The sequence below is a fragment of the Pantoea sp. C1E2 genome (assembly GCF_056491465.1).
On sequence record NZ_JBSZHT010000002.1, the window covers coordinates 4,159,909 to 4,184,284 of the forward strand.

Here is a 24,376-nt window from a genome sequence, read left to right on the forward strand (position 1 = left end):
ACCGTAGCTTATTTGCTACGAGCTTCAATAACGGCCTGAGCGACGTTGTTCGGCGCATCATCGTACTTCAGGAACTCCATGGAGTAAGAAGCACGGCCTTTGGTCAGAGAACGCAGCTGAGTTGCATATCCGAACATTTCAGACAGTGGAACTTCAGCATGGATCTGAACGCCAGTAGCGTTAGATTCCTGTCCTTTGAGCATACCACGACGACGGCTAAGGTCACCGATAACGTCACCGGTGTTCTCTTCCGGAGTCTCTACTTCAACCTTCATGATCGGCTCAAGCAGAACTGGAGTTGCTCTTTTAAAGCCTTCTTTGAACGCGATAGAAGCAGCAAGTTTAAACGCCAGCTCTGAGGAGTCGACATCATGGTATGAACCGAAGTGCAGACGAACACCCAAGTCAACTACCGGATAACCGGCCAGAGGACCTGACTTCAACTGCTCCTGAAGGCCTTTATCAACCGCAGGGATGTATTCAGTTGGAATCGTACCGCCCTTGATGTCGTTGATAAATTCGTAGCCTTTCGGGTTAACACCCGGCTCCAGTGGGTACATGTCGATAACAACATGACCGTACTGACCACGACCACCAGACTGCTTGGCGTGTTTACCTTCGATATCGGTAACTTTCGCGCGAATCGCTTCACGGTAAGCAACCTGAGGTTTACCGACGTTCGCTTCAACGTTGAATTCACGCTTCATGCGGTCAACGATGATGTCGAGGTGCAGCTCACCCATACCAGCGATGATGGTCTGGTTGGTTTCTTCATCAGTCCATACGCGGAATGATGGATCTTCCTTCGCCAGACGACCCAGAGCCAGACCCATTTTTTCCTGGTCAGCTTTGGTTTTCGGCTCAACGGCGATAGAGATTACTGGCTCAGGGAATTCCATGCGCTCAAGGATGATGACGTTGTCTGGGTCACACAGGGTGTCACCAGTGGTCACATCTTTCAGGCCGATCGCAGCTGCGATGTCGCCCGCACGAACTTCTTTGATCTCTTCACGTTTGTTAGCGTGCATCTGAACGATACGGCCCAGACGCTCACGGTTTGACTTAACCGGGTTGAACACGGTGTCACCAGTGTTAACAACACCAGAGTAAACGCGGAAGAAGGTCAGGTTACCAACAAACGGGTCGGTTGCGATTTTGAACGCCAGAGCAGCAAACGGCTCGTTGTCGTCAGAATGACGCTCAGCCGGCGTGTCTTTACCGTCGTCCAGCATACCGTTGATCGCGGTAACGTCAGTCGGTGCTGGCAGGTATTCAACTACCGCATCCAGCATCGCCTGAACACCTTTGTTCTTAAATGCAGAACCACAGGTAACCAGGATGATTTCGTTATTCAGCACGCGCTTACGCAGAGAAGTTTTGATCTCTTCTTCTGTCAGCTCTTCACCGCCGAAGAATTTCTCCATCAGCTCGTCAGAACCTTCAGCAGCGGCTTCAACCAGCTTCGCGCGCCACTCTTCAGCCAGTTCCTGCATATCAGCTGGAATCTCTTCGTATTCGAAGGTGACGCCCTGATCGGCATCGTTCCAGTTGATAGCTTTCATTTTCACCAGGTCAACAACACCGGTGAATTTTTCTTCTGCGCCGATAGCCAGCTGAAGTGGAACTGGGTTTGCACCCAGACGCGCTTGCATCTGATCAACAACTTTAAGGAAGTTAGCACCCATGCGGTCCATTTTGTTAACGAACGCAATGCGTGGAACTTTATATTTGTTAGCCTGGCGCCATACGGTTTCAGACTGTGGCTGAACACCACCAACCGCACAGTAAACCATCACTGCGCCATCAAGCACACGCATAGAACGCTCAACTTCGATGGTGAAGTCAACGTGTCCTGGGGTGTCGATGATGTTTACGTGGTGTGGCTCAAACTGCTTAGCCATACCAGACCAGAAACAGGTGGTCGCAGCGGAAGTGATAGTAATACCACGTTCCTGTTCCTGCTCCATCCAGTCCATGGTAGCCGCGCCGTCATGTACTTCACCGATTTTGTGGTTTACACCGGTGTAGAACAGAACACGTTCGGTAGTGGTAGTTTTACCGGCGTCGATGTGCGCACTAATACCGATGTTACGATAGCGCTCAATGGGTGTTTTACGAGCCATTTGATTCCTCTGATTCTGAGACGTTCTAAGTTAAAAAAGCCCAGCAGGTAAGTCACTGGGACGCCCGCTGGGTTAATAACAACTACGTGGCTGTTACCAGCGGTAGTGTGCGAACGCCTTGTTGGCTTCAGCCATACGGTGAACGTCTTCACGTTTCTTAACTGCAGTACCTTTGTTCTCTGCAGCATCAGAAAGTTCGTTCGCCAGGCGAAGAGCCATTGATTTATCACCGCGTTTACGAGCAGCTTCAACGATCCAACGCATTGCCAGAGCATTACGACGAACCGGACGGACTTCAACTGGAACCTGGTAGGTTGAACCACCAACGCGACGTGACTTAACTTCTACAGTCGGACGTACGTTTTCGAGTGCAACTTCGAAAGCTTCCAGACCGTCTTTACCAGCACGTTGAGCCAGGGTATCAAGTGCGGTGTAGACGATAGATTCTGCGGTAGATTTTTTACCATCAACCATCAGAATGTTTACAAATTTAGCCAGCAATTCTGATCCGAACTTAGGATCTGGCAGGATTTTACGCTGACCAATAACGCGACGACGTGGCATGGAAATACTCCGTTGTTAATTCAGGATTGTCCAAAACTCTACGAGTTTATTTTGACATTAAAGTGAAAATGTTTGGCCTTACTTAACGGAGAACCATTAAGCCTTTGGCTTCTTCACGCCGTACTTGGAGCGTGACTGCTTACGGTCTTTAACACCTGAGCAGTCAAGCGCGCCGCGAACGGTGTGGTAACGCACACCTGGCAAGTCTTTAACACGACCGCCACGGATCAGGATCACTGAGTGTTCCTGGAGGTTATGACCTTCACCGCCGATGTAGGAGGTAACTTCAAAACCGTTAGTCAAACGCACACGGCAAACTTTACGCAGTGCTGAGTTTGGTTTTTTAGGGGTAGTGGTGTACACACGAGTACATACGCCACGTTTCTGCGGGCAAGCTTCCAGCGCAGGCACGTTGCTCTTTGCAACTTTGCGTACGCGTGGTTTGCGAACCAGCTGGTTAACTGTTGCCATTAAATAGCTCCTGGGATTTAGCTTTTTGCTTCGTAAACACGTAATAAATCGCCTCGTATTACTACGAGGAGGCAGAATTTTAGGGCTGTGTCAAAAGGGTGTCAAGAAATAACCAGGTTTTCCTTCTTACCAGGCCACTTGTTGTTGGTGCTTCACCGTCATCGCAACGAAACCAGTATAGTCCAAACGTGCTACTTTGGTTGAAATTTGCTCAGACAACCCGCGTGCGTCCACATCTTCCTGAAGGACCCAAAGCGCGGCCGGAGAGGCTTGTAGCTTGATTAACATCCGGCTGCCCTCAAGCGCGGCCGTTACTCCATCCTGCATCAGCAGCAAATCGTCGCCCTCCTGCATGAGCAGTAACAGGCTATCGATATCGCATTGCCAGGGTGATTGCAGTAACGTGTAGAGCATGTTGGATTCTCAGAAACGAAGGATTCGATGATAAGTGGCGAGTTTCTGGCGCAGTGTATCGGCATCCAGGACTTCAGCCGCCATCACGCGTTCAGCCGTTAAACTTTGCCCACGCGCCTCAAGTGATTCGCGGCAAACGAAACACTGGTCGATGTCGTACAAATCCAGCACACCAAAAGTCGCAATATAGTTACGAGCCAGAATCTGCTCTGGACGCTGATCGCGATGAAGTTGCAGGACGCCATCGCCAATAAAGAACAGTGCAATATCCTCGCTGAGCGCGCCGGTGGCCAGAACTGCATCCAGCCCTTCCCTGCCCGCGCTGCTGCCGTGGGGTGCCTGAGTGAACAGAAATGCCACGCGATTCATCAGAATTGCACCAGGCGATCGCAGGTCAGCGCGGCTTCTGCCAGCGCACCTAAGCCACTGAGTTCAAAACCGGGTTGCAGATTACTGCCTGCCAGTTGCAAGCGCGTGGCTTCCTGCATATCCGTCACGCCACGGCGTAATGCGGCAGCCACGCAGATATTCAGCGCTGCACCGCTCTCTTCACGTAGCTGCTGCCATGCGCGCACCACATCCACTTCATCGCTGGCGGGAGCACTCAGCTGGTTGGCATTCAGCACGCCTTCCCTATAAAAGAAGACACTCTCTAACTGATGACCTTCTTTAATCAGCGCACGAGCAAACAGCAAAGCGCTACTGGCGTGCTGCGTACCGTATGCCGGCCCTGTCACCAGCAAGGTATAGCGCATTAGCGATCCTGCCCCTGGAAGTCACCACTCTTAAACTGGCGGATATAGAGGTAAACCGTGTGCTTGGAGATATTGAGACGATCGGCAACCTGGTTAATCGCGTCTTTGATATCGAAGATGCCCTTCTCATACATATTGAGCACAATCTGACGATTCTTCGCATTGTTCGACACGTTGCGGTCGTTGCTCACTTCCTCAATGGTAAATTCCAGCGTTTGCATCACCAGGTCTTCAACTGAGCTGGCAAAGTTAACATTAGAATCCACCTGCTGCATTTCCGGCGGCATAAAGGTCGACATAATCTGCGAGAACGGCACATCGAGGTTCATATTGATACACAGCAGGCCAATCACCCGCTGCTGACGATTGCGAATCGCGATGGTGACAGATTTCATCAGCACGCCGCTTTTGGCGCGCGTGAAGTAAGCGCGGGAGACATTGCTGTCAGCGCCATGCATATCATGCAGCATGCGCAGTGCCAAATCGGTAATCGGCGAGCCTACTTTGCGGCCGGTATGTTCACCATTGGCGATGCGCACGGCGGAGCATTTTAAATCTTCCAGCGAATGCAGCACGATTTCGCAGTGCGAACCGATCAGCATCGCGAGACCATCGACGACGGCTTCGTAAGATTTGAGAATATCGTAGTCTGCTTGCTCGAACGGACGTTGCTCCAGTAAATCGAAGTCAGTCAGTTCACCGGGATTGAATGGATTAGACATCGAAGACATTACCCTAAATGGCTGGAGCCTGTCTCGACAGCTTTGGGGCAGACTCATATTGTGATAGTTGTGCAGGCGCTAGTCTGGCAAATGTCGGGGTGTTTAGCCAGAGCTTTACTCATTCCCCTAAACAATTTGGTTTGCTGAAAGACAGCATGTTAGCTCAGCCCTCAGCATGAGTGAGGATTGCGAGCGCAGCCTCAGTCTGACTGACAAATAAAAACGCCGCCCGGAGGCGGCGTCAGATAAGCAAGCAGATTACTGTGCTTTCTTATCAGCAGCGGCCGGAGCCTGTGCTTTCTCATCCGCTTTTGGTGCTGGCTTGATATCCAGCAGCTCAACATCAAATACCAGTGTTGAGTTAGCCGGAATACCCGGAACGCCATTTTTGCCGTAAGCCAGGTTCGGTGGGATCACCAGCTTGATCTTGCCGCCTTTCTTCACGTGCTTCAGACCTTCGGTCCAGCCTGGGATCACGCCGTCGAGACGGAATGACAGTGGCTCGCCACGGGTGTAAGAGTTGTCGAACTCGGTACCGTCGATCAGCGTACCTTTATAGTTCACGACTACGGTGTCGCTATCTTTAGGTGCGTCACCGGTGCCTTCTTTCTCAACCTGATACAGCAAGCCAGATTCAGTTTTCTTCACGCCTTTTTCTTTGGCGAATTTGTCAGCGTAAGCGGTACCCTTGTCAGAGTTCTCTTTCGCGTCTTTTTCCATCTTCGCCTGTGCAGCGCCTTTCACGCGGCCTTCGAAGGCTTGCAGGGTCTGCTCGATCTCTTGATCAGACAGCTTGCTCTTGCCACCGAATGCATCCTGAACACCCGCGATCAGCTGATCTTTGTCCAGTTTGATGCCCAGTTTCTCTTGTTCCTTCAGAGAGTTGTCCATGTAGCGACCCAAAGAAGCACCCAGCGCATAAGCTGACTGCTGGTCTTCGTTTTTGAAGGCAGCATTCTTCGGAGCCTGCGGCGCAGCCTGAGCAGCGTCAGTTGGAGCGGCGGTGGTTTCTGCTGCCATTGCCAGCGGTGCATTCAGCGCGATGGCCATGGTGGTAGCTAACAATGTGACTTTAAACAGTGATTTCATCCTTTCTCCAAAACCGAAGCATCTAAACCTCGGGAATCATTGCGGACAGTGGCCCACACTATAACTTTACGTGGCAGCGGCGAACACTCCCACAACGTAATTACCCGCTTAACATCCGACCTTTTTTGCATCAGGAAGTTTCACCAGAGATGAAGGCATTAGCGCCGTTTTCAACCATCAAGCCTCATAAAGGTTAAAAATCGGGTGATTCTGGCGCCAAAGACCGTAGAATCACGCCCGATACGCGCCAGGCGCAGCACCGTAACCGGAGAAGAGATGATGCAACAGGAAGAGTGGGAACAACGCCTTGAGGCGCTGGAGAGCAAACTGGCTTTTCAGGAGCACACTATCGATCAGCTCAATCTGACCGTGACTCAACACGAACTGGAGATGAGTCGCATGCGCGAACAAGTGCGTTTATTAGTGGATAAAGTAAAAGCGGCGACACCGTCACCGATTGCCTCGCAGTCCGAAGAGACGCCACCACCGCACTATTAAAACCAAAAGGCCACCCGAAGGTGGCCTTTTATTGTTCAACGCAGAACTTAGTGGCTGCAGCCGCAACCGCCAGTACCACAACCACCCTGGCCGTGATCGTGACCATGGTCGTGATCGTGGTCATGATGATGACCATCCGCGCCATGCACATGGCCGTGTGCGATTTCTTCTTCCGTTGCTTCACGGATCGCCACCACTTCCACGTTAAAGTTCAGGTTCTGACCCGCCAGCATGTGGTTACCATCAACCACGACGTGCTCGTCTTCCACTTCGGTGATTTCAACCGGCACTGGACCCTGATCGGTTTCAGCCAGGAAGCGCATACCAACCTGCAGTTCGTCCACGCCCATGAACACATCTTTCGGAACGCGCTGAACCAGGTTGTCGTCGTACTGACCGTAAGCGTCGTTTGCTGGGATATGCACATCAAACTTATCGCCTACATCATGATTTTCCAGCGCTTTTTCCAGACCAGAAATCAGGGAACCATGACCGTGCAGATAGTCCAACGGTGCACTCACCGGTGACTCGTCAACCAACACACCGTCTTCGGTACGAACCTGATACGCCAGGCTCACCACCAGGTCTTTTGCTACTTTCATGATATCTCCTAACCGTTGAGAACTGAGATCCTGTCTCATTGGTCTATTTTCGTGCAATAACCAACCAGAAAGGTTCAAGACTGAGAATGCCAACAAATGTGTTGCTGCATACTGCTCAGCGTTAATGGCGCCGATTGTAGCGGAATTCAATCCCGCTGTAAGTTTAAGCTTAAAAAAAGCTGCGCCATTCCGCTACTCAGGATGAAAAATGCCGATCACTTGCTCATTACTGCGCACCTTATCGCGAACTTGTTTATCCGCTTCGCGCATTTGATGGCCGCACTGCACGCACTCCACCACTTCGACATTATTCTCACGCCACAACGCCAGCGTGTCTTTTTCCTGACATTGCGGACATACCGCACCAGCAATAAAACGTTTACGCATACTCTTTCCTGCCCGCTATTAAGCAACGGATATGTTAAGTGTAGTCTTACTCGTCATCCCAACCGTCAATCTGGCGTTTTTCATGCTGCATTTCGCGCTGGAAGATGTCCTCCAGCTCGCGACGCGCTTCACGCACGCGTGAAACCTGCGCACTGTCATCATGACTGGGCACCAGTTCACGCAGCATGCGCATATCGAGGCGACGGAAATGCTGCTGCGCGCGCTGTGCCTGATGCGGATGCATCCCCAATGAGATCAGCGTCTTGCGTCCTAATTCCAGCGCACTGGAGAAGGTTTCACGTGAGAACAGCGTCACGCCAGCCTGCAACAACTCATGCGCTTCTACACGTCCCCGCGCACGCGCCAGAATTTCCAGTTGTGGAAAATGCTGCTGGCAGAGATGCACAATGGTCATCGAATCCTCAGGATCGTTACAGGTGATCACGATGGATTGCGCATTCTCCGCGCCAGCTGCACGCAGTAACTCAAGCTCAGTGGCATCCCCATAGTAAACCTTATAGCCATACTTACGCATCAGGCTTACGGCGGAGATATCGCGTTCCAGCACGGTAATACGTTTATTATTGGCCATCAGTAAACGGCCAACAACCTGACCGAAACGACCAAAGCCCACCACAATCACCTGCGGCTGATCGTCTTCGACAAACGGCTTTTCACTGTCATCATCGGGCTCGTTGAAACGCCGCGCGAGAATTTTATCCACGCCCTGCATCAGCAGCGGTGTGGTCATCATCGATAGCGTCACTGTCACCAGTAACAGTGGCAATTGATCGCCGCTAAACAGTTTGGCCGACGAGGCCGCTGAGAACAGCACAAAGGCAAATTCACCGCCCTGGCTGAGCACGCTGGCAAATTGCAGGCGCTCGGAACTGCGTAAGCCATAAATACGGCCCAACACATAGAGCACCAGGGTTTTCACCGCCACCAGAATCACCACACCAAGGATGATCTCCACGATATGGGTATAAAGCACACCCAAATTCAGCGCCATGCCGACGGAAATAAAGAACAGCCCCAGCAGCAAACCTTTGAAGGGTTCGATGGCCACTTCCAGCTCGTGGCGATATTCACTCTCTGCCAGCAGGATACCGGCGATAAAGGTGCCAAGCGCCATTGACAGCCCCAACGCATCCATAAAAAGCGCCGAGCCCAGCACCAGTAATAATGAGGCAGCAGTGAATACTTCACGCACACCGGAAGCGGCGATGAAGCGGAAAATCGGACGCAGCAGATAACGACCGCCCACCAGCATACCGGCGAAGGCCAACACCTTCATGCCAACCTTCAGCCAGTCAACATGACCACTGTCGCCACCGGCCAATAACGGTACTAATGCTAATGCGGGGATGACGGCCAGATCCTGGAACAGCAGCACCGAGAAGCCGAGCTGACCCGCTTCACTGCGATTCATGCCCTTATCGCGCATCAACTGCAGGGCCATGGCAGTGGAGGACATTGCCAGGCCAATCCCGCCGATCACCGCCGCTTGCCAGCTAAAGTTTGTCAGCCACAGCAGCACGCCCAGAATGGCGGCAGAAACCAAGACCTGCGCAGCGCCCACGCCAAAGATTGAACGTCTCAAAGCCCAGAGCTTGGCGGGATTCAACTCCAGCCCGATGATAAACATCAGGAACACCACGCCGAGTTCTGAGAAGTGCAAAATCTCATCGACGTCGCTAATAAAGCCTAAACCCCATGGGCCGATGGCAATACCCGCCAGCAGATAACCCAGTACTGCACCAATGCCGAGGCGCGCGGCGATGGGCACCACGATCACCGCAGCGACCAAATAAATGACGCCAGCCGTCAGTAAGGTTTGTCCTTCCATCACACCACTCCCTGCGGCAAGGGTGAAGAGAGCCAATCGCGGTAAGCATGCGCATAATTACGCATCACTTCTGGCGTTTGGCGACGTGCCCAATGGATCACCATCGGCGTCATCCAGTGCATGCGACACATTTGCGCTGTCAGCTCAAACGGACGCATGATATCGCTCATCGGATAGCGATTCAGGCCACTGTGGTGATAAGCCGTTTCCGGCTCTCCGGTGGTCACGACGCTGCGCCAGTACTTTCCTTCCAACGCATTACCATCCACACCACTGGCGAATCCACGCGACAGCACACGATCCAGCCACTCTTTCAGAAGCGCCGGGCAGCTGTAGGTGTAAAGCGGATGCTGGAAAACCACGATCTGATGTTCAAGCAGCAACTGCTGCTCATAGTGAATATCAATAAAAAAGTCCGGATAGTGGGCGTATAAATCGTGCACCGTGACGTGGTCCAGTTCCATAGCCGACTGCAGCAAAACCCGATTAGCAATCGAATCCTGAGTTTCCGGATGGGCGTAAAGCAGCAATATTTTGGGTGGCTGCGACATCGTTCCCCTCCAAAGCGTCGTCACCGCAGCGGAATTCCGCTACCATGCTCGACGCAACTAACCATTATTGAATTATGTTGCCGATAAATTAACATATTCTGACGATACGGCGCTTATGATTGTATTTTCCGCATTACAAATACGCCGCGGCACCAACGTGCTGCTGGATAACGCAACAGCCACCATTAATCCCGGCCAAAAAGTCGGTCTGGTGGGCAAAAACGGCTGTGGAAAATCCACGCTGCTGTCGCTGCTGAAGGGCGAAATCAGCAGTGATGCAGGCAACTTCACCTTTCCCAGCAGCTGGGCACTCGCGTGGGTGAATCAGGAAACCCCGGCGCTCAGTAAAGCCGCGCTGGAATATGTTATCGACGGCGACCGCGAATATCGTCAGCTCGAATCTGAATTAGCCGCAGCGAACGAAAAAGACGACGGCAACGCCATTGCGCTGCTGCACGGCAAGCTGGATGCGATTCAGGCATGGAGCATACATGCGCGCGCCTCCAGCCTGCTGCACGGATTGGGCTTTAGCCAGGAACAATTAATGCGGCCGGTGAGCGATTTCTCCGGTGGCTGGCGTATGCGCCTTAACCTTGCGCAGGCGCTGGTGTGTCGTTCTGATCTGCTGCTGCTGGATGAACCCACCAACCACTTAGATCTCGATGCGGTGATTTGGCTGGAGCGCTGGCTGAAAAGCTATGAAGGCACGCTGATCCTGATTTCGCACGACCGAGACTTCCTCGATCCGGTGGTGGATAAGATTATCCATATCGAACAGCAAACGATGTATGAATACACCGGTAACTACAGCTCGTTCGAACGCCAGCGCGTAGCCAAACTGGCGCAACAGCAGGCACTGTTCCAGAGCCAGCAGGAAAAAGTACAGCACCTGCAAAAGTACATCGATCGCTTCCGCGCTCAGGCCACTAAGGCCAAACAGGCGCAGAGCCGTATCAAGATGCTGGAGCGCATGGAGCTGATTGCGCCCGCTCATGTCGATAACCCGTTTAGTTTCAGCTTCCGCGCGCCAGAAAGCCTGCCGAATCCATTACTGAAAATGGAGAAAGTCACGGCGGGTTATGGTGAGCGTATCATTCTTGATGCCATCAAACTCAATCTGGTGCCGGGTTCACGCATCGGTCTACTCGGCCGTAACGGCGCGGGTAAATCAACGCTGATCAAATTGCTGGCCGGTGAGATTGAAGCGCTGGATGGCAAAGTCGGCCTGGCAAAAGGCATCAAGCTTGGTTACTTCGCCCAGCATCAGCTGGAATATCTGCGCGCTGACGAATCGCCGCTGCAGCATCTGGCCCGCATCGCGCCGCAAACGCTGGAACAGCAGCTACGTGATTATCTGGGCGGCTTCGGCTTCCAGGGCGACAAAGTCAGTGAAATCACCGAGCGCTTCTCAGGCGGTGAAAAAGCGCGACTGGTGCTGGCGCTGATCGTATGGCAGCGCCCTAACCTGCTGCTGCTGGATGAACCGACGAACCACCTCGATCTCGATATGCGCCAGGCACTGACCGAAGCGTTGATTGATTTCGAAGGCGCACTGGTGGTGGTGTCGCATGACCGCCATTTACTGCGTTCAACTACCGATGACCTCTATCTGGTGCACGACCGCAAAGTCGATGTGTTTGAAGGCGATCTGGATGATTACCAGCAGTGGCTGAGCGATCTGCAAAAGCAGCAGGCCCAGCAGGATGCAACGCCAAAGCAGGATAACGCTAACAGCGCCCAGTCACGTAAAGATCAGAAGCGCCGTGATGCGGAGTTGCGCTCGCAAACGCAACCACTGCGTAAAGAGATTGAGAAGCTGGAAAAGCAGATGGCGAAGTGGCAAAGCCAGCTCAGCGAAGCGGAAGCACAACTTTCAGACAGCGCGATTTACGACCAGAGCCGTAAAGCGGATCTCACCTCGGCACTGCAACGTCAGGCCGAAAGCAAGTCCGCGCTGGAAGATGTTGAAATGGCATGGCTGGATGCGCAAGAACAGCTGGAGCAGATGCTGGCGAGTTGAACAATGCACATTCGTAGCGGCACAATTCATTGCGCGCCGTGTCACACCTCGCGCGATAAATCGCGCCGCTACGAAACGTGCCTGCCGAACATCTCCTTATTCCGTCAATACTGGGTTAAAACGGAACATCCCCTAACACCGTCGCCCGATGCATCACTCGCCGCGCCGGATAATAATCGGCATTCGCATAATGTTGCGTCACGCGGTTATCCCAGATAGCCACATCATTCTCCTGCCAGCGCCAGCGCACCTGAAACTCCGGCTTCGCCGTGTGCCAGAACAGGAAATTCAGCAGCGCCTCACTCTCCTTCTCGCTCAATCCCAGTAACCGCGTGGTGAAGCCTTCATTGACGAACAGTGCCTTGCGCCCGCTCACCGGATGGGTACGAATCACCGGATGCTGCACCGGGGGATGTTTGGCTACCGCCTGCTGCCAGCGCTGATGCTCTTCTTCCGTCTTACGGTACTTATATTCCTGGAACGACTTCTTAAAATCGTGCTCCGCCTGCAAGCCGCTCAGTAGTTGCTTAAACGGCTCTGACAGCGCTTCATAGGCCGCAATGCCGGTTGACCACAGCGTATCGCCTCCGCTCTCCGGCAGCAGCTTCGACGCTAAAATCGCAATCGCCGGTGGCGTCTCGATAAAAGTGACATCGGTGTGCCAGTTATCATTATCTGGCGGATTATCCTGATGGGTGTCCAGCACGATAATTTCTTCCACGCCCTCAGCATGCGGATACACCGGATGGATGTGCAGATCGCCGAAGCGAATCGCCAGTGCACGATGCTGTTCCGGCGTGATCACCTGATTACGCAGGAACAGCACCTGATGGCGCAGCAGACCATGATAAAGCTGCTCAAACTGCGCGTCGCTTAACGGGCGGCTGAGATCGAGGTCGCTGACCTGCGCACCGATATACGGGCCCAGCGCGGTAAAGGTGACACGTTCGTTCATTGCTGTTCTCCATTCCAGGGTGTCAGGCGTCGCTGCAAAGCGCGCAGACCCAGTTCTAAACTAAAGGCAATCAAGGCAATCACCGCGATACCGGCCAGCACCACATCGGTGGCAAGGAATTCACCCGCCGACTGCACCATAAAGCCGAGACCTCGCGTGGCGGCGATCAGTTCAGCGGCCACCAGCGTCGACCAACCCACGCCAAGACCAATACGTAAACCGGTGAGAATTTCCGGCAGCGCGCCCGGCAGGATGACAAAGCGCAGCAGTTGCCAGCGCGAAGCGCCTAGAGCCTGTGCCGCGCGAACCCGTACCTGCTGAGCATTTTTCACCCCTGCCAGCGTCGAGAGCGTGACAGGCGCGAAGATTGCCAGATAGATCAGTAAGATTTTCGAGGTTTCGCCGATACCAAACCAAATCACCATCAGCGGCAAATAGGCCAGCGGCGGCACCGGACGATAGAGTTCAATTAACGGGTCGAGCAGCCCACGAATCGCCGGGCTCAGGCCCATCGCAATCCCCACCGGGATGCCAATCAGCGCCGCGAAGAACAGCGCCACCAGCATGCGTGCCAGGCTGGCACCCAAATGCTGCCATAAGGTCGCATCCATAAAGCCTTGCGGGCTGGCGATCAGCAGTAACTTTTTCAGCACCTGCTGAGGCGGCGGCAGAAACAGCGGCGCTACCAAACCCAGTGCCGTCACGCCCCACCACACCAGCAGCAGCACGGCTACACTCAGCAAGCTCAGGGAAAACTGTGGGGAAAAGGGCCAGCGCAGCGTGCGTCGGCGTGCCTGGGTTTTCTCATCAATCACCGCGCTCATATAAACGCCTCCCGCTGGGAAAAGACCTGGTTCAACACGTATGCACGGCGTTCGATAAAAGCCGGGTCGGATTTGATGCTGCGGCACGGCTCACCGGCGGCAAAACGCTGACCAAAGTCGAGTTTGATGCGCTCCACCACGCGGCCTGGTCCCGGCGATAGCAGCACCAGCTCGCTGGCAAGAAACACCGCTTCTTCGATGTCGTGGGTAATCAGCAAAATCTGTTTGCCGGTATCCCGCCATAGCGTCAGCAGCAGGGTTTGCATCTGTTCACGGGTGAAGGCATCCAGCGCGCCAAAGGGTTCATCTAACAGCAGCAACTGAGGATCAGCCGCCAGCGCACGCGCAATCCCCACGCGCTGACGTTGACCCCCAGAGAGCTGCCAGATAAAACGCTTTTCCGCCCCTTCCAGCCCGACTTTGCGGATCAAGCGGCGGGCGATGGCGTGGCGTTCGGCCTTCTCCATTCCCGCCAGCTGCAAACCAAACGCCACGTTATCGATCACGTTACGCCACGGCAGTAACCCTTCGTTCTGAAACACCACGCCGCGTTCCGCCCCCGGTCCCTTCACCGCTTTGCCATCCAGCGTGATGCTGCCTGACTCCAGCGGCAGGAAACCGGCAATCAAATTCAGTAAGGTGGTTTTGCCACAGCCGGACGGTCCCAGCACCACCAGCAGGTCGCGTTGGTCCAGCTGCAGGTTGATATCCTGCAGCGCGGGTTGTCCGGCGTAACGTGCATTCAGGTTGGTGATGCTGAGCATACGGCCTCCGTTACTTCGTTAAAGGCGCAACAAAGCGCGTGGTGACGTAGCTGCTGTAATCGTTAGCGGCATCCGGCACTTTGCCCTGCTCTTTCAGGAAGTGTGCGGTATCAACGATCGCTTTGTTCACCGGTTTACCCAGTTGTTCCACCTGCTGCTGTGCGGTCAGGTAGGTGTTCCCTTTCACCAGTACCGGTACATCCGCTTCGGGTACGCCACTCAAACGCGACAGCTTGCTAAGGTTATCGGGCTGCTTGAGCCACTGCTCTGGATTGGTGATGTAGGACTGCTGTGCCTCAATCGCGCTGCGGGCAAAGGCGGTGACGATCTCCGGATGCTGCTGGGCGAAATCTTTGCGCACTACCCACACATCCAGCGTCGGTGAACCCCATTTGCCCACCTGAGAAGAATCGGTCAGCACCGTGCCATCTTTTTCCAGCTCGTTAACCGCCGGTGACCAGACGTAAGCCCCATCGATATCGCCGCGTTTCCACGCCGCGATAATGGCAGGCGGCTGCAGGTTCACTAACTGAACCTGCGAAGGCTTAATGCCCCAATGCTTGAGCGCAGACAGCAGGCTGTAATGGGTGGTGGAGATGAAAGGCACTGCGATACGTTTGCCGATCAGATCTTTCGGGTTGGTGATGGATTTCTTCACCACCAGCGCTTCGGAATTTCCGAGCTGTGAGGCCAGCAGGAAAGCCTCGATAGGCAGTTGCTGGGTCGCGGCGACCGCCAGCGGGCTGGAACCAATATTGCCGATCTGCACATCGCCAGAAGCCAACGCGCGCAGTACGCTGGCACCACTGTCGAACTTGCGCCAGTCAACAGTCGCGCCGCTCTCTTTAGCAAAGGTGTTGTCGGCCTGCGCCACTTTGGCCGGTTCCGCCGAGGTTTGATACGCCACAGTGACATTCACCGCCTGCGCCTGAAAAGCCATCAGGGCCAATGCTGCCGCCACTGCTGTTATTGTTTTTTTCACTGCCATCATCATTCACCCCAATGTTATGTCGTGACGGCAGTTTCTCCAGCGGCGGTAATTTCATAAAGGAATTAAAAATTATCCCTAATGAAAATCCGTTCTTAGATCAACATCGGGCAAGGCTATGCGAAATGCGCAAATGCAAAGAAGGCGTAAAGACGGAAATATGTCACACGCTCACATAACGTCTGTGCTATTGATAGGCTTCTGATTTTTCACCTCTACTGGCGGTACTGAAATCCATGTCGATTGAGAAAGTTGCCCGTCTTGCTGGCGTGTCTAAAGCCACGGTTTCTCGGGTGTTGAACCAGCATCCCGGCGTGCGTACAGATACGCGAGAAAAGGTGTTGGCTGCCATCAATCACTGTGACTATCAGCCCAATCTGCTGGCCCGCCAGCTGCGTACTGCCCAGAGTCATATGTTGCTGGTGTTAATTTCAGACATCACTAATCCCTTCTGCTCACGCGTGGTGCAAGGCATTGAAGCTGAAGCCGAAGCACAGGGTTATCACATCCTGTTGTGCAATTCGGCTTCGCAACTGCCACGCGAAGCTGCCTATCTGGCGCTGCTGAGCGGCAAAGTGGTGGATGGCGTCATCACCATGGATGCCGCCGCCTGTTTGCAGGAATTGAAAGCCATGATTGGCGACGCGCCCTGGGTGCAGTGTGCGGAATATGATCCATCGATCCCGGCCTCCAGCGTCACCATTGATAATAAAGAAGCCGCATTTGAAACCGTGCGTTATCTGGCCAGCAAAGGCCGCCGCCGCATCGCGCTGGTGAATTGTGATATGCGCTATCTCTATTCGCATCAGCGTGAAAGGGGTTATCGCGAAGCGCTGGAGCAGCTGGAACTGAGTTGGGGTGGCGTGGCTTACGCGGAAAACATTTCGTGTGAAGCGGGCAGTGCTGCACTGCGTGTACTGCTGGCGCTACCGGAGCGACCAGACGCCGTGTTTGCCGTTTCTGATGTGCTGGCGGTTGGCGTGATCCATGCAGCGCTTGAAGCGGGATTACGGGTACCAGAGGATTTGGCGGTAGTAGGATTCGATGGCATTCCTTTCACCAGCAGCCTCAATCCGCCACTGACCACCATCGAACAACCAATGAATCGGCTGGGCGCACGCAGTGTTCAGCTGTTACTAAACCGCATCCGCCAGCCGCACAGTGAAGTGGTGCGTGAAGTGTTACCCTGGAAGCGCGTTGAACGCGCCTCCAGTTAACTTAACGCCAGATTAGCAGTACACAGGCTGCCGTCAGCGCACCCATCGCCAGATTGAAGATTTTCCACGCGCGCGGACTGCGCAGAAAACGGCCAATCATGGAACCAAATCCCATCCAGATAACACCGGAGACCACGTTGACCAGCGCCATGCCGATACTGATGGCAATCACCGAATGCAGATAGGCGTCACCCGCAAGGCTAAAGCTGGCCACCGCACCCAACGCCATCAACCAGGCTTTCGGGTTGATCAGCTGTAACAGGCCACCCTGCCAGAACGGCATCTGTTTCACCGTCGCGTCTTCGGTTTCCAGCTTCTCGTACTCGGCGGTGGCGATTTTCCACGCCAGCCACAGCAGGTAGAGGCTACCGGCAATCTTCAGCACCAGATGCAGCGAAGGATAAAGTAGGATCAAGCCGCCGATGCCAAATGCCACCATCAGCAACATGACTTGCATACCAATCATGATACCAATGAGCAGCGGGATGGTGCGCAGGAAGCCAAAATTAGCACCTGAGGCGGTAAGTAACATATTATTGGGCCCTGGCGTGATGGCAGCGACCCAAAGAAAACCTAACATTGATAAAAAAAGACTCAGTTCCATGTATATTCGGGTGCTCCTCACCCAGTAAAGCGGACAACCCATCGAAGCTATCAGCGAGTTATGCATCAGACAAGCCTTTACCCAAGCTATTTTGATCGCCTGAACGGCGAGCGATTTACACCGCTGCGCGGATTCAGTAACGCGCATCTGCAAACACTGCTGCCGCGCATACTGCGTCGGCGCGTAACCTTGCGCCCGCACTGGCAGCGACTTGACCTGCCGGACGGCGATTTTGTCGATCTCGCGTGGAGCGAAGACCCGGCACAGGCACGCCACAAGCCGCGTATGGTGATGTTCCATGGCCTGGAAGGCAGCTTCCGTAGCCCATATGCTCATGGCCTGATGCAAGCGTGCCAGGCACGTGGATGGCTGGCGGTGGTGATGCACTTTCGTGGCTGCAGCGGCGAGCCGAATCGCCTGGAGCGCATCTATCATTCCGGTGAAACCGAAGACGCGACTTATTTCCTGCACTGGCTACAGCGCGAATGGGGCACGGTGCCTACTGCAGCAGTGGGCGTTTCACTCGGTGGCAATATGCTGGCCTATTTATTGGGCATGCAGGGAAATGATGTGCCTGTGGATGCAGCCGTCGCGATTTCGGCTCCCTTTGCGCTCGAACCCTGCAGCGAAAAGCTCGATGCCGGCTTCTCTCGTTTCTATCAGCACTATTTGCTGACCAAGCTGAAACAGAATGCCACGCGCAAACTGTTGGCCTGGCCCGGCACGTTGCCCGTTGAACTGAGCCAGCTGCGGGCATTCCGCCGTATTCGTGAGTTTGATGATGCGATTACCGCCCGCGCGCACGGTTTTCTGGATGCCAACGACTATTATCAACGTGCCAGCGCCATGCCCTTGCTCACGGGCGTGCGCAAACCGTTGCTGATCATCCATGCTAAAGACGATCCCTTTATGACTGATGCGGTGATCCCGCAGCCGGAGCAACTGTCGCCTTCGATTGAATATCAGCTGACGCAAAAAGGCGGTCACGTTGGCTTTGTCGGCGGTACGTTAATGAAGCCAAAAATGTGGCTGGAACAACGTGTGCCTGACTGGCTCTCAACTTATCTGGATGTGTGATCGTGATTATTCCCTGGCAAGAACTTGAAGTCGCAACGCTTGAAAACCTGATTGAAACCTTCGTGCTGCGCGAAGGCACCGACTACGGTGAGCAGGAGCGCAGCCTGGAACAGAAAGTGGCCGACGTGCGCCGCCAGCTGGAACGCGGGGACGTCGTTCTGGTGTGGTCGGAACTGCATGAATCCGTCAACATTATGCCGAAAGGCGAATTTCGCGGTTAATGCACCGCACGATAATTCGTGGTAACAATGCTCATCGCCCGACCTCACAGGGAGTTCTGTTATGTCAGCCAGGCATCCAATCATTGCCGTGACCGGTTCAAGCGGTGCCGGTACTACCACCACCAGCGTTGCCTTCCGTAAAATATTTCAGCAGCTGGATTTGCACGCTGCGGAGCTGGAAGGTGACAGCTTCCATCGCTATACCCGTCCCGAAATGGACATGGCGATCCGTAAAGCGCGCGATCTGGGCCGCCATATCAGCTATTTCGGCCCGGAAGCCAACGACTTCGGTCTGTTAGAACACACCTTCAAGCATTACGGACAAACCGGGTTAGGTGAATCGCGCAAATATCTGCACACCTATGATGAAGCTGTGCCCTGGAATCAGGTGCCCGGCACCTTCACGCCCTGGCAGCCGTTGCCGGAAAACACCGATGTGTTGTTCTATGAAGGACTGCATGGCGGCGTCGTCACGCAGCAGCAGAACGTGGCGGAGCATGTCGATCTGTTGGTCGGTGTGGTGCCGATCGTCAACCTGGAGTGGATTCAAAAGCTGGTGCGCGACACCGGCGAGCGAGGCCATTCGCGCGAAGCGGTGATGGATTCGGTGGTGCGTTCGATGGAGGATTACATCAACTTCATCACGCCGCAGTTCTCACGCACCCATATCAACTTCCAGCGCGTGCCGACCGTTGACACCTCCAACCCGTTTGCCGCACGTGAAATCCCTTCGCTCGATGAAAGTTTTGTGGTGATTCACTTCCGTGGACTGGAAGGCATTGCTTACCCTTATCTGCTGGCGATGATCCAGGGCTCGTTCATTTCACATATGAACACGTTGGTGGTGCCGGGCGGTAAAATGGGTCTGGCGATGGAGTTAATCATGACGCCACTGGTGCAGCGGCTGATTGAAGGTAAACGGATTGAATAATCCAGAAATTCTGTAGCGGCGGCCGTTTGGCCGCCCGCTGATGCTATCGCTCAATCACTTCGTAACTGTGCGTCATTTTCACACTATTGCCGAGCATGATCGCCACCGAGCAATACTTCTCCGCCGACAGATCGACAGCCCGCGCGACCGCTTTATCGCTTAGCGCCTTGCCGCTAACGATAAAATGCAGGTTGATTTGCGTGAAAATACGTGGCGCTTCTTCACGGCGCTCGGAGGTGAGTTTCACCTCGCAGTCAGCCACGTCATTTCGACCCTTTTGCAGGATCGACACCACGTCAATCGCGCTACAGCCGCCAGCTGCCATCAAAACCATCTCCATCGGGCTCGGCGCTTTGTCGCCCGAGTTACCGTCCATTAATACCTGATGGCCTGATGAGGATTCTCCGAGAAAGGTCAGCCCTTCCACCCATTTCACTCGTGCCTGCATTATTCTTTCTCCTGAAGTGGCGGTTTTGCCGCCAGAGTACGCTTTCACTTGATAAACAGCAATCCAGACACATCTGCCCTTTGCTGAAGCGAGACAACAGAAGACAGCTTGCAAAAGCTGTGCTACAAACAGTGCTGAAAATATTTTCGTCATAACAGACGAAGGCGGGAAGAATCAAAAGCGTAGCTTAAGAATCACCCGGAAATAATTTTCCTTTACTGGAAGCGCTCTACGATTACACCGCCTGACAGGGAAAACTGCCCCCTGTATTTTGGGCACGATTACAACAGAGGATAATAGCGAATGGTTCTCGGCAAACCGCAAACAGACCCTACACTCGAATGGTTCCTGTCCCATTGCCATATTCACAAATATCCGTCCAAAAGCACACTCATCCATCAGGGTGAGAAAGCGGAAACGCTGTACTACATCGTGAAAGGTTCCGTCGCGGTACTGATCAAAGATGAAGAAGGCAAAGAGATGATCCTCTCCTACCTCAATCAGGGAGATTTCATCGGCGAACTCGGCCTGTTTGAAGAAGGTCAGGAACGTAGTGCCTGGGTACGTGCGAAAAGTGCCTGCGAAGTGGCTGAAATTTCCTACAAAAAATTCCGTCAGCTGATTCAGGTAAACCCGGATATTTTAATGCGACTCTCGTCGCAAATGGCGCGTCGTCTGCAAGTCACCTCCGAAAAAGTGGGCAACCTTGCCTTCCTCGATGTGACGGGCCGTATCGCGCAAACGCTGCTTAATCTGGCTAAACAACCAGATGCGATGACTCACCCGGACGGGATGCAAATCAAAATCACCCGTCAGGAGATTGGTCAAATCGTGGGTTGCTCACGCGAAACCGTGGGTCGTATCCTGAAAATGCTGGAAGATCAGAACCTGATCTCCGCACACGGTAAAACCATCGTCGTCTACGGCACCCGCTAATTTCTTATCACCCACGGCGTGATGGCAACATCGCGCCGTTTTTGTTTGCGATGAGCTGATGTGGCGCCGAATCATCTATCATCCTGAGGTCAACTACGCACTGCGGCAAACGCTGGTGCTGTGCCTGCCTGTGGCTCTTGGCTGGCTGTTTGGCGATCTGCAAAAAGGCCTGCTGTTCTCCTTAGTGCCTGCCTGCTGCAACATGGCGGGTCTCGATACCCCGCATAAACGCTTCTTCAAACGCCTGATTGTCGGCGGCTCCCTGTTTGCCACCGCCAGCTTTTTGATCCAATTTCTCACCAGTGACGCGATTCCTTTACCGCTGATCCTATTCGTGCTGCCGCTGCTGATAGGCGTGACCGGCGAAATCAGCCCACTGCACGGTCGCTTGCTGCCCGCCACACTGATTGCCGCCATCTTTAGCCTCAGCCTGGTTGGACGCATGCCCATGTGGGTGCCGCCGCTACTGTATATCGGTGGCACGCTATGGTACGGCCTGTTTAACTGGTTCTGGTTCTGGCTGTGGAAAGAGCAGCCGATGCGTGAAACCCTTAGCCTGCTGTATCGGGAATTGGCGGATTACTGCGATGCCAAATATACCCTGCTGACGCAGCTCACCGATCCGGAAAAGGCATTACCACCGCTGCTGGCACGCCAGCAAAAAGCCGTTGATCTGATCACCACCTGTTATCAGCAAATGCATATGCTGTCGGCCAGTCGTGATAACAGCCACAAACGCCTGACGCGCGCGTTCCAGGTGGCGCTGGATTTGCAGGAACACATCTCGGTGAGCCTGCACCAGCCGGAAGAGGTGCAGAAGCTGGTGGAACAGAGTCACGCCGAAGCGGTGATCCGCTGGAATGCGAAAACTATCTCTGCGCGCCTGCGTCTGCTGGCCGATGCCATTCTCTATCATCAGTTGCCCGATCGTTTTCACATGGAGAAGCAGCTCGGTGCGCTGGAGAAGATTGCGCGTCAAAACCCCGATAATCCGGTGGGTAACTTCTGCTATTACCACTTCAGCCGTATCGCTCGCGTGCTGCGCACCCAGAAGCCGTTGTACACCCGTGACCTGATGGCCGATCGCCAGCGCCGTTTGCCGCTGTTTCCGGCGCTGCGCAGCTATCTGTCGCTGAAATCCGCCGCATTGCGCACCGCCGCGCGTATCTCGGTGATGCTGATGTTTGGCAGTGCGCTGGCGCTGTTCTTCAATATTCCCAAGCCCTACTGGATTCTGATGACCATTATGTTCGTCAGCCAGAATGGCTACAGCGCCACACGGGTACGCATTCAGCACCGTGCGTTGGGCACCTTTGCCGGATTGCTGATCGCGGCCGGTTCGCTGCAGCTGGCGGTGCCCGAATCGATCACCTTGCTGTTTATGCTGGCCATCACCCTCGCCAGCTATCTGGTGACGCGCAAGTATTACGGCTGGTCGATGATTGGCTTTACCGTGACGGCAGTGTATTCGCTGCAGCTGCTGTCGCTGAACGGCGCGCAGTTCCTGTTACCGCGCATGATGGACACACTGATGGGCTGCCTGATCGCCTTTGCCGGCATGATTTGGCTATGGCCGCAGTGGCAGAGTGGCTTGCTGCGCAGCAACGCACATGATGCACTGGATGCCTATCAGGAAGCGCTAAGAATGCTGCTGGGGCCGGAGCAATCCCCCGAAAAGCTGGCGTATCAACGCATGAAGGTTAATCAGGCGCACAATGCGCTGTTTAACTCCCTGAATCAGGCATCCAGCGAGCCGGGCTTTAATGCGCAGTACCTGAAAGATATGCGCATGTGGGTGACGCACAGTCAGTTTATCGTTGAGCATCTCAACGCAATGACGATTCTGGCGCGTGAGCACACCATGCTGACGCCCAAACTGGCGGAGCGTTATCTGCAATCCTGTGAAATTGCGCTGCAGCGCTGTCAGCAGCGACTAGCCTATGACGGACCAGGCAATGACAGCAATATTCTGGAAGCGCCGGAGAATCTGAATGAGGGGCCGGTGACGATTGTGGAACAGCATGTGAAGCGGATTCTGCAACATCTGAACGTCATGCACACCATCTCTTCAATGGCGTGGAGCCAGCGGCCACATCATGGCAGCTGGCTCAAAGTACTGCGCCCGAAAAGCTAATCAGGCAGCCAGCACTTTCTCAATGGCTTTGGCGAAACGCGCCATGCCTTCTTCGATATCGGTCGGTTCGATCACCAATGACGGCACGAAACGAATCACATCGGTGCCGGCGGTCAGGATCATCAATCCTTCTGCGGCTGATGCGTTGAGAATGTCGCGCGCCTTGCTGGCGTGCTGCGGTTTCAGCGCTGCCCCAATCAGCAAACCTTTGCCCCGAATCTCACTGAACAGATCGTATTTGCTGTCGATCGCCTGCAGCGCTTCAACGAACTGCTGACGACGGGCTTCCACACCACCCAGCACTTCAGGGGTGTTGATGATGTCCAGTGCGGTTTCGGCAATCGCACAGGCCAGCGGATTGCCGCCGTAGGTGGTGCCGTGCACGCCGGGCGCCATCACTGAAGCGATTTCATTGGTGGTCAGCATCGCGCTCACCGGGAATCCGCCGCCCAGCGCTTTCGCGGTGGTGATGATGTCTGGCTTGATGCCGTAATGTTCGTAGCTGAACAGCTTACCGCTACGACCCATGCCGCTCTGCACTTCATCCAGCACCAGCAGCGCGTTGTGCTCATCACACAGTGCACGCAGGCCCTGCATAAATTCCTGCGTCGCCGCCACCACGCCACCTTCGCCCTGAATCGGCTCGACGACAATGGCGCAGGTATGATCATCAATCACCGCTTTCACCGCATCCAGATCGTTAAACGGCACATGCACGATATCCGCCGGTTTGGGACCAAAGCCATCGGAGTATTTCGGCTGGCCGCCGACGGAAACGGTAAACAAGGTACGTCCGTGGAACGCATTGTGGAAGGCAATGATTTTGCTTTTAAACGGGCTGTGTTTTTTGCAGGCGTAATAGCGTGCCAGCTTGAAAGCAGCTTCGTTGGCTTCCGCGCCGGAGTTACCAAAGAACACGCGATCGGCAAAGGTCGCGGCAATCAGTTTACTAGCCAGACGCAGCGCCGGTTCATTGGTGAACACGTTGCTGGTATGCCACAAGGTTTCGCCCTGCGTTTTCAGCGTTTCCACCAGCGCCGGATGGCAATGGCCCAAAGCAGTCACCGCGATGCCGCCGGAGAAGTCGATATACTCTCTGCCCTGCTGATCCCAGACTCGGCTGCCCTTGCCTTTAACCGGCACGAACTGCGCTGGTGCATAAACAGGCAAAATCACGTTATCGAACGTTTCCCGGGTTACCGCTAGTTTTTCCGCTGCCATTGCCGACCTCA

At 54.3% G+C, this 24,376-nt stretch carries 27 protein-coding genes; 8 read left to right on the top strand and 19 right to left on the bottom strand.

Going from position 1 to position 24,376, the window contains the following annotated elements; all coding sequences use genetic code 11:
• Positions 1-8: 8 nt before the first annotated feature.
• From fusA to fkpA, 8 genes are all read right to left on the bottom strand, one after another.
• Positions 9-2,123 (bottom strand): elongation factor G, encoded by a 2,115-nt coding sequence (gene fusA, locus ACXI0A_RS19840; protein WP_224934433.1) that lies wholly within the window; start codon positions 2,121-2,123, stop codon positions 9-11.
• Positions 2,124-2,216: 93 nt separating this feature from the next.
• Positions 2,217-2,687, bottom strand: coding sequence for a 30S ribosomal protein S7 (gene rpsG / locus ACXI0A_RS19845; protein ID WP_007886246.1), 471 nt, complete (start codon positions 2,685-2,687; stop codon positions 2,217-2,219).
• A 96-nt stretch (positions 2,688-2,783) separates the two neighbouring features.
• Entirely contained in the window at positions 2,784-3,158 is a 375-nt protein-coding gene (gene rpsL, locus ACXI0A_RS19850; protein ID WP_006120575.1) for a 30S ribosomal protein S12, read from the bottom strand.
• A gap of 126 nt (positions 3,159-3,284) precedes the next feature.
• A complete protein-coding gene (tusB, locus tag ACXI0A_RS19855) occupies positions 3,285-3,572 on the bottom strand; it encodes a sulfurtransferase complex subunit TusB (protein WP_476150805.1) in 288 nt (95 codons plus the stop codon).
• Positions 3,573-3,581: 9 nt separating this feature from the next.
• A complete protein-coding gene (gene tusC, locus ACXI0A_RS19860; RefSeq protein ID WP_224934429.1) occupies positions 3,582-3,941 on the bottom strand; it encodes a sulfurtransferase complex subunit TusC in 360 nt (119 codons plus the stop codon).
• Positions 3,941-4,327 carry a sulfurtransferase complex subunit TusD gene (tusD, locus tag ACXI0A_RS19865; RefSeq protein ID WP_476150804.1) on the bottom strand — a complete coding sequence of 129 codons (387 nt, stop codon included), beginning with the start codon at positions 4,325-4,327 and terminating at the stop codon, positions 3,941-3,943. The genes tusC and tusD overlap by 1 nt, the downstream gene beginning before the upstream one ends.
• Positions 4,327-5,049 (bottom strand): helix-turn-helix transcriptional regulator, encoded by a 723-nt coding sequence (locus tag ACXI0A_RS19870; RefSeq protein WP_224934425.1) that lies wholly within the window; start codon positions 5,047-5,049, stop codon positions 4,327-4,329. The genes tusD and ACXI0A_RS19870 overlap by 1 nt, the downstream gene beginning before the upstream one ends.
• A gap of 258 nt (positions 5,050-5,307) precedes the next feature.
• Entirely contained in the window at positions 5,308-6,138 is an 831-nt protein-coding gene (fkpA, locus tag ACXI0A_RS19875) for an FKBP-type peptidyl-prolyl cis-trans isomerase (RefSeq protein WP_224934423.1), read from the bottom strand.
• A 279-nt stretch (positions 6,139-6,417) separates the two neighbouring features.
• Here fkpA and ACXI0A_RS19880 point away from each other — a divergent pair, with 279 nt between their 5' ends.
• Positions 6,418-6,636 carry a SlyX family protein gene (locus ACXI0A_RS19880; RefSeq protein ID WP_224934449.1) on the top strand — a complete coding sequence of 73 codons (219 nt, stop codon included), beginning with the start codon at positions 6,418-6,420 and terminating at the stop codon, positions 6,634-6,636.
• Between the two features lie 47 nt (positions 6,637-6,683).
• Here the strand turns inward: ACXI0A_RS19880 and slyD are convergent, their stop codons facing one another.
• The 4 genes from slyD to kefG form a co-directional block, all read right to left on the bottom strand.
• The gene (slyD, locus tag ACXI0A_RS19885; RefSeq protein ID WP_100701764.1) at positions 6,684-7,238 is read right to left on the bottom strand and encodes a peptidylprolyl isomerase; all 555 of its coding nucleotides are present in this window, start codon (positions 7,236-7,238) and stop codon (positions 6,684-6,686) included.
• Between the two features lie 192 nt (positions 7,239-7,430).
• Positions 7,431-7,625 (bottom strand): YheV family putative zinc ribbon protein, encoded by a 195-nt coding sequence (locus ACXI0A_RS19890; protein ID WP_034830784.1) that lies wholly within the window; start codon positions 7,623-7,625, stop codon positions 7,431-7,433.
• Between the two features lie 46 nt (positions 7,626-7,671).
• Complete coding sequence (gene kefB / locus ACXI0A_RS19895; protein ID WP_224934421.1) at positions 7,672-9,474, bottom strand: glutathione-regulated potassium-efflux system protein KefB; 1,803 nt, start codon at positions 9,472-9,474, stop codon at positions 7,672-7,674.
• Entirely contained in the window at positions 9,474-10,025 is a 552-nt protein-coding gene (kefG, locus tag ACXI0A_RS19900; RefSeq protein WP_476150803.1) for a glutathione-regulated potassium-efflux system ancillary protein KefG, read from the bottom strand. The genes kefB and kefG overlap by 1 nt, the downstream gene beginning before the upstream one ends.
• Positions 10,026-10,140: 115 nt before the next feature.
• On the opposite strand from kefG, the gene ACXI0A_RS19905 reads away from it, so the two are divergent.
• Positions 10,141-12,045, top strand: a complete 1,905-nt coding sequence (locus ACXI0A_RS19905; protein WP_224934417.1) for an ABC transporter ATP-binding protein — start codon at positions 10,141-10,143, stop codon at positions 12,043-12,045.
• Positions 12,046-12,160: 115 nt separating this feature from the next.
• Here ACXI0A_RS19905 and tauD read toward each other — a convergent pair whose 3' ends face one another.
• From tauD to tauA, 4 genes are read right to left on the bottom strand one after another with little or no spacing between them, the layout of a single operon-like run.
• A complete protein-coding gene (tauD, locus tag ACXI0A_RS19910) occupies positions 12,161-13,000 on the bottom strand; it encodes a taurine dioxygenase (RefSeq protein ID WP_100701767.1) in 840 nt (279 codons plus the stop codon).
• Positions 12,997-13,824: a taurine ABC transporter permease TauC gene (gene tauC / locus ACXI0A_RS19915; protein WP_476150802.1), complete on the bottom strand. Its 828-nt coding sequence runs from the start codon at positions 13,822-13,824 to the stop codon at positions 12,997-12,999. Before tauC ends, tauD begins: the two co-directional genes overlap by 4 nt.
• On the bottom strand, positions 13,821-14,588 hold the full coding sequence (tauB, locus tag ACXI0A_RS19920) for a taurine ABC transporter ATP-binding subunit (protein ID WP_476150801.1): 768 nt from the start codon (positions 14,586-14,588) through the stop codon (positions 13,821-13,823). Before tauB ends, tauC begins: the two co-directional genes overlap by 4 nt.
• Positions 14,589-14,598: 10 nt before the next feature.
• Positions 14,599-15,579, bottom strand: a complete 981-nt coding sequence (gene tauA / locus ACXI0A_RS19925; RefSeq protein ID WP_476151204.1) for a taurine ABC transporter substrate-binding protein — start codon at positions 15,577-15,579, stop codon at positions 14,599-14,601.
• Positions 15,580-15,812: 233 nt separating this feature from the next.
• Here tauA and ACXI0A_RS19930 point away from each other — a divergent pair, with 233 nt between their 5' ends.
• Positions 15,813-16,793 (top strand): substrate-binding domain-containing protein, encoded by a 981-nt coding sequence (locus tag ACXI0A_RS19930; protein WP_476150800.1) that lies wholly within the window; start codon positions 15,813-15,815, stop codon positions 16,791-16,793.
• Position 16,794: 1 nt separating this feature from the next.
• On the opposite strand, the gene ACXI0A_RS19935 is transcribed toward ACXI0A_RS19930, so the two are convergent.
• Positions 16,795-17,397: a LysE family translocator gene (locus tag ACXI0A_RS19935; RefSeq protein ID WP_224934408.1), complete on the bottom strand. Its 603-nt coding sequence runs from the start codon at positions 17,395-17,397 to the stop codon at positions 16,795-16,797.
• A 60-nt stretch (positions 17,398-17,457) separates the two neighbouring features.
• Between ACXI0A_RS19935 and ACXI0A_RS19940 the strand changes: the two genes are divergently transcribed.
• The 3 genes from ACXI0A_RS19940 (at position 17,458) to ACXI0A_RS19950 (ending at position 19,626) form a co-directional block, all read left to right on the top strand.
• A complete protein-coding gene (locus tag ACXI0A_RS19940) occupies positions 17,458-18,474 on the top strand; it encodes a hydrolase (RefSeq protein ID WP_224934406.1) in 1,017 nt (338 codons plus the stop codon).
• Between the two features lie 2 nt (positions 18,475-18,476).
• On the top strand, positions 18,477-18,695 hold the full coding sequence (locus ACXI0A_RS19945; RefSeq protein ID WP_034820041.1) for a YheU family protein: 219 nt from the start codon (positions 18,477-18,479) through the stop codon (positions 18,693-18,695).
• A 61-nt stretch (positions 18,696-18,756) separates the two neighbouring features.
• Positions 18,757-19,626, top strand: a complete 870-nt coding sequence (locus tag ACXI0A_RS19950) for a phosphoribulokinase (RefSeq protein ID WP_100701775.1) — start codon at positions 18,757-18,759, stop codon at positions 19,624-19,626.
• 43 nt (positions 19,627-19,669) lie between these two features.
• Here ACXI0A_RS19950 and ACXI0A_RS19955 read toward each other — a convergent pair whose 3' ends face one another.
• Complete coding sequence (locus tag ACXI0A_RS19955) at positions 19,670-20,074, bottom strand: OsmC family protein (protein WP_224934404.1); 405 nt, start codon at positions 20,072-20,074, stop codon at positions 19,670-19,672.
• Between the two features lie 303 nt (positions 20,075-20,377).
• Here ACXI0A_RS19955 and crp point away from each other — a divergent pair, with 303 nt between their 5' ends.
• Both crp and ACXI0A_RS19965 read left to right on the top strand, forming a co-directional pair.
• On the top strand, positions 20,378-21,010 hold the full coding sequence (crp, locus tag ACXI0A_RS19960; protein WP_003852956.1) for a cAMP-activated global transcriptional regulator CRP: 633 nt from the start codon (positions 20,378-20,380) through the stop codon (positions 21,008-21,010).
• 58 nt (positions 21,011-21,068) lie between these two features.
• A complete protein-coding gene (locus ACXI0A_RS19965) occupies positions 21,069-23,144 on the top strand; it encodes a YccS/YhfK family putative transporter (RefSeq protein ID WP_476150799.1) in 2,076 nt (691 codons plus the stop codon).
• Here ACXI0A_RS19965 and argD read toward each other — a convergent pair whose 3' ends face one another.
• Entirely contained in the window at positions 23,145-24,365 is a 1,221-nt protein-coding gene (gene argD / locus ACXI0A_RS19970) for a bifunctional acetylornithine/succinyldiaminopimelate transaminase (RefSeq protein WP_476150798.1), read from the bottom strand. It lies immediately after the preceding gene.
• Positions 24,366-24,376 lie beyond the last annotated feature (11 nt).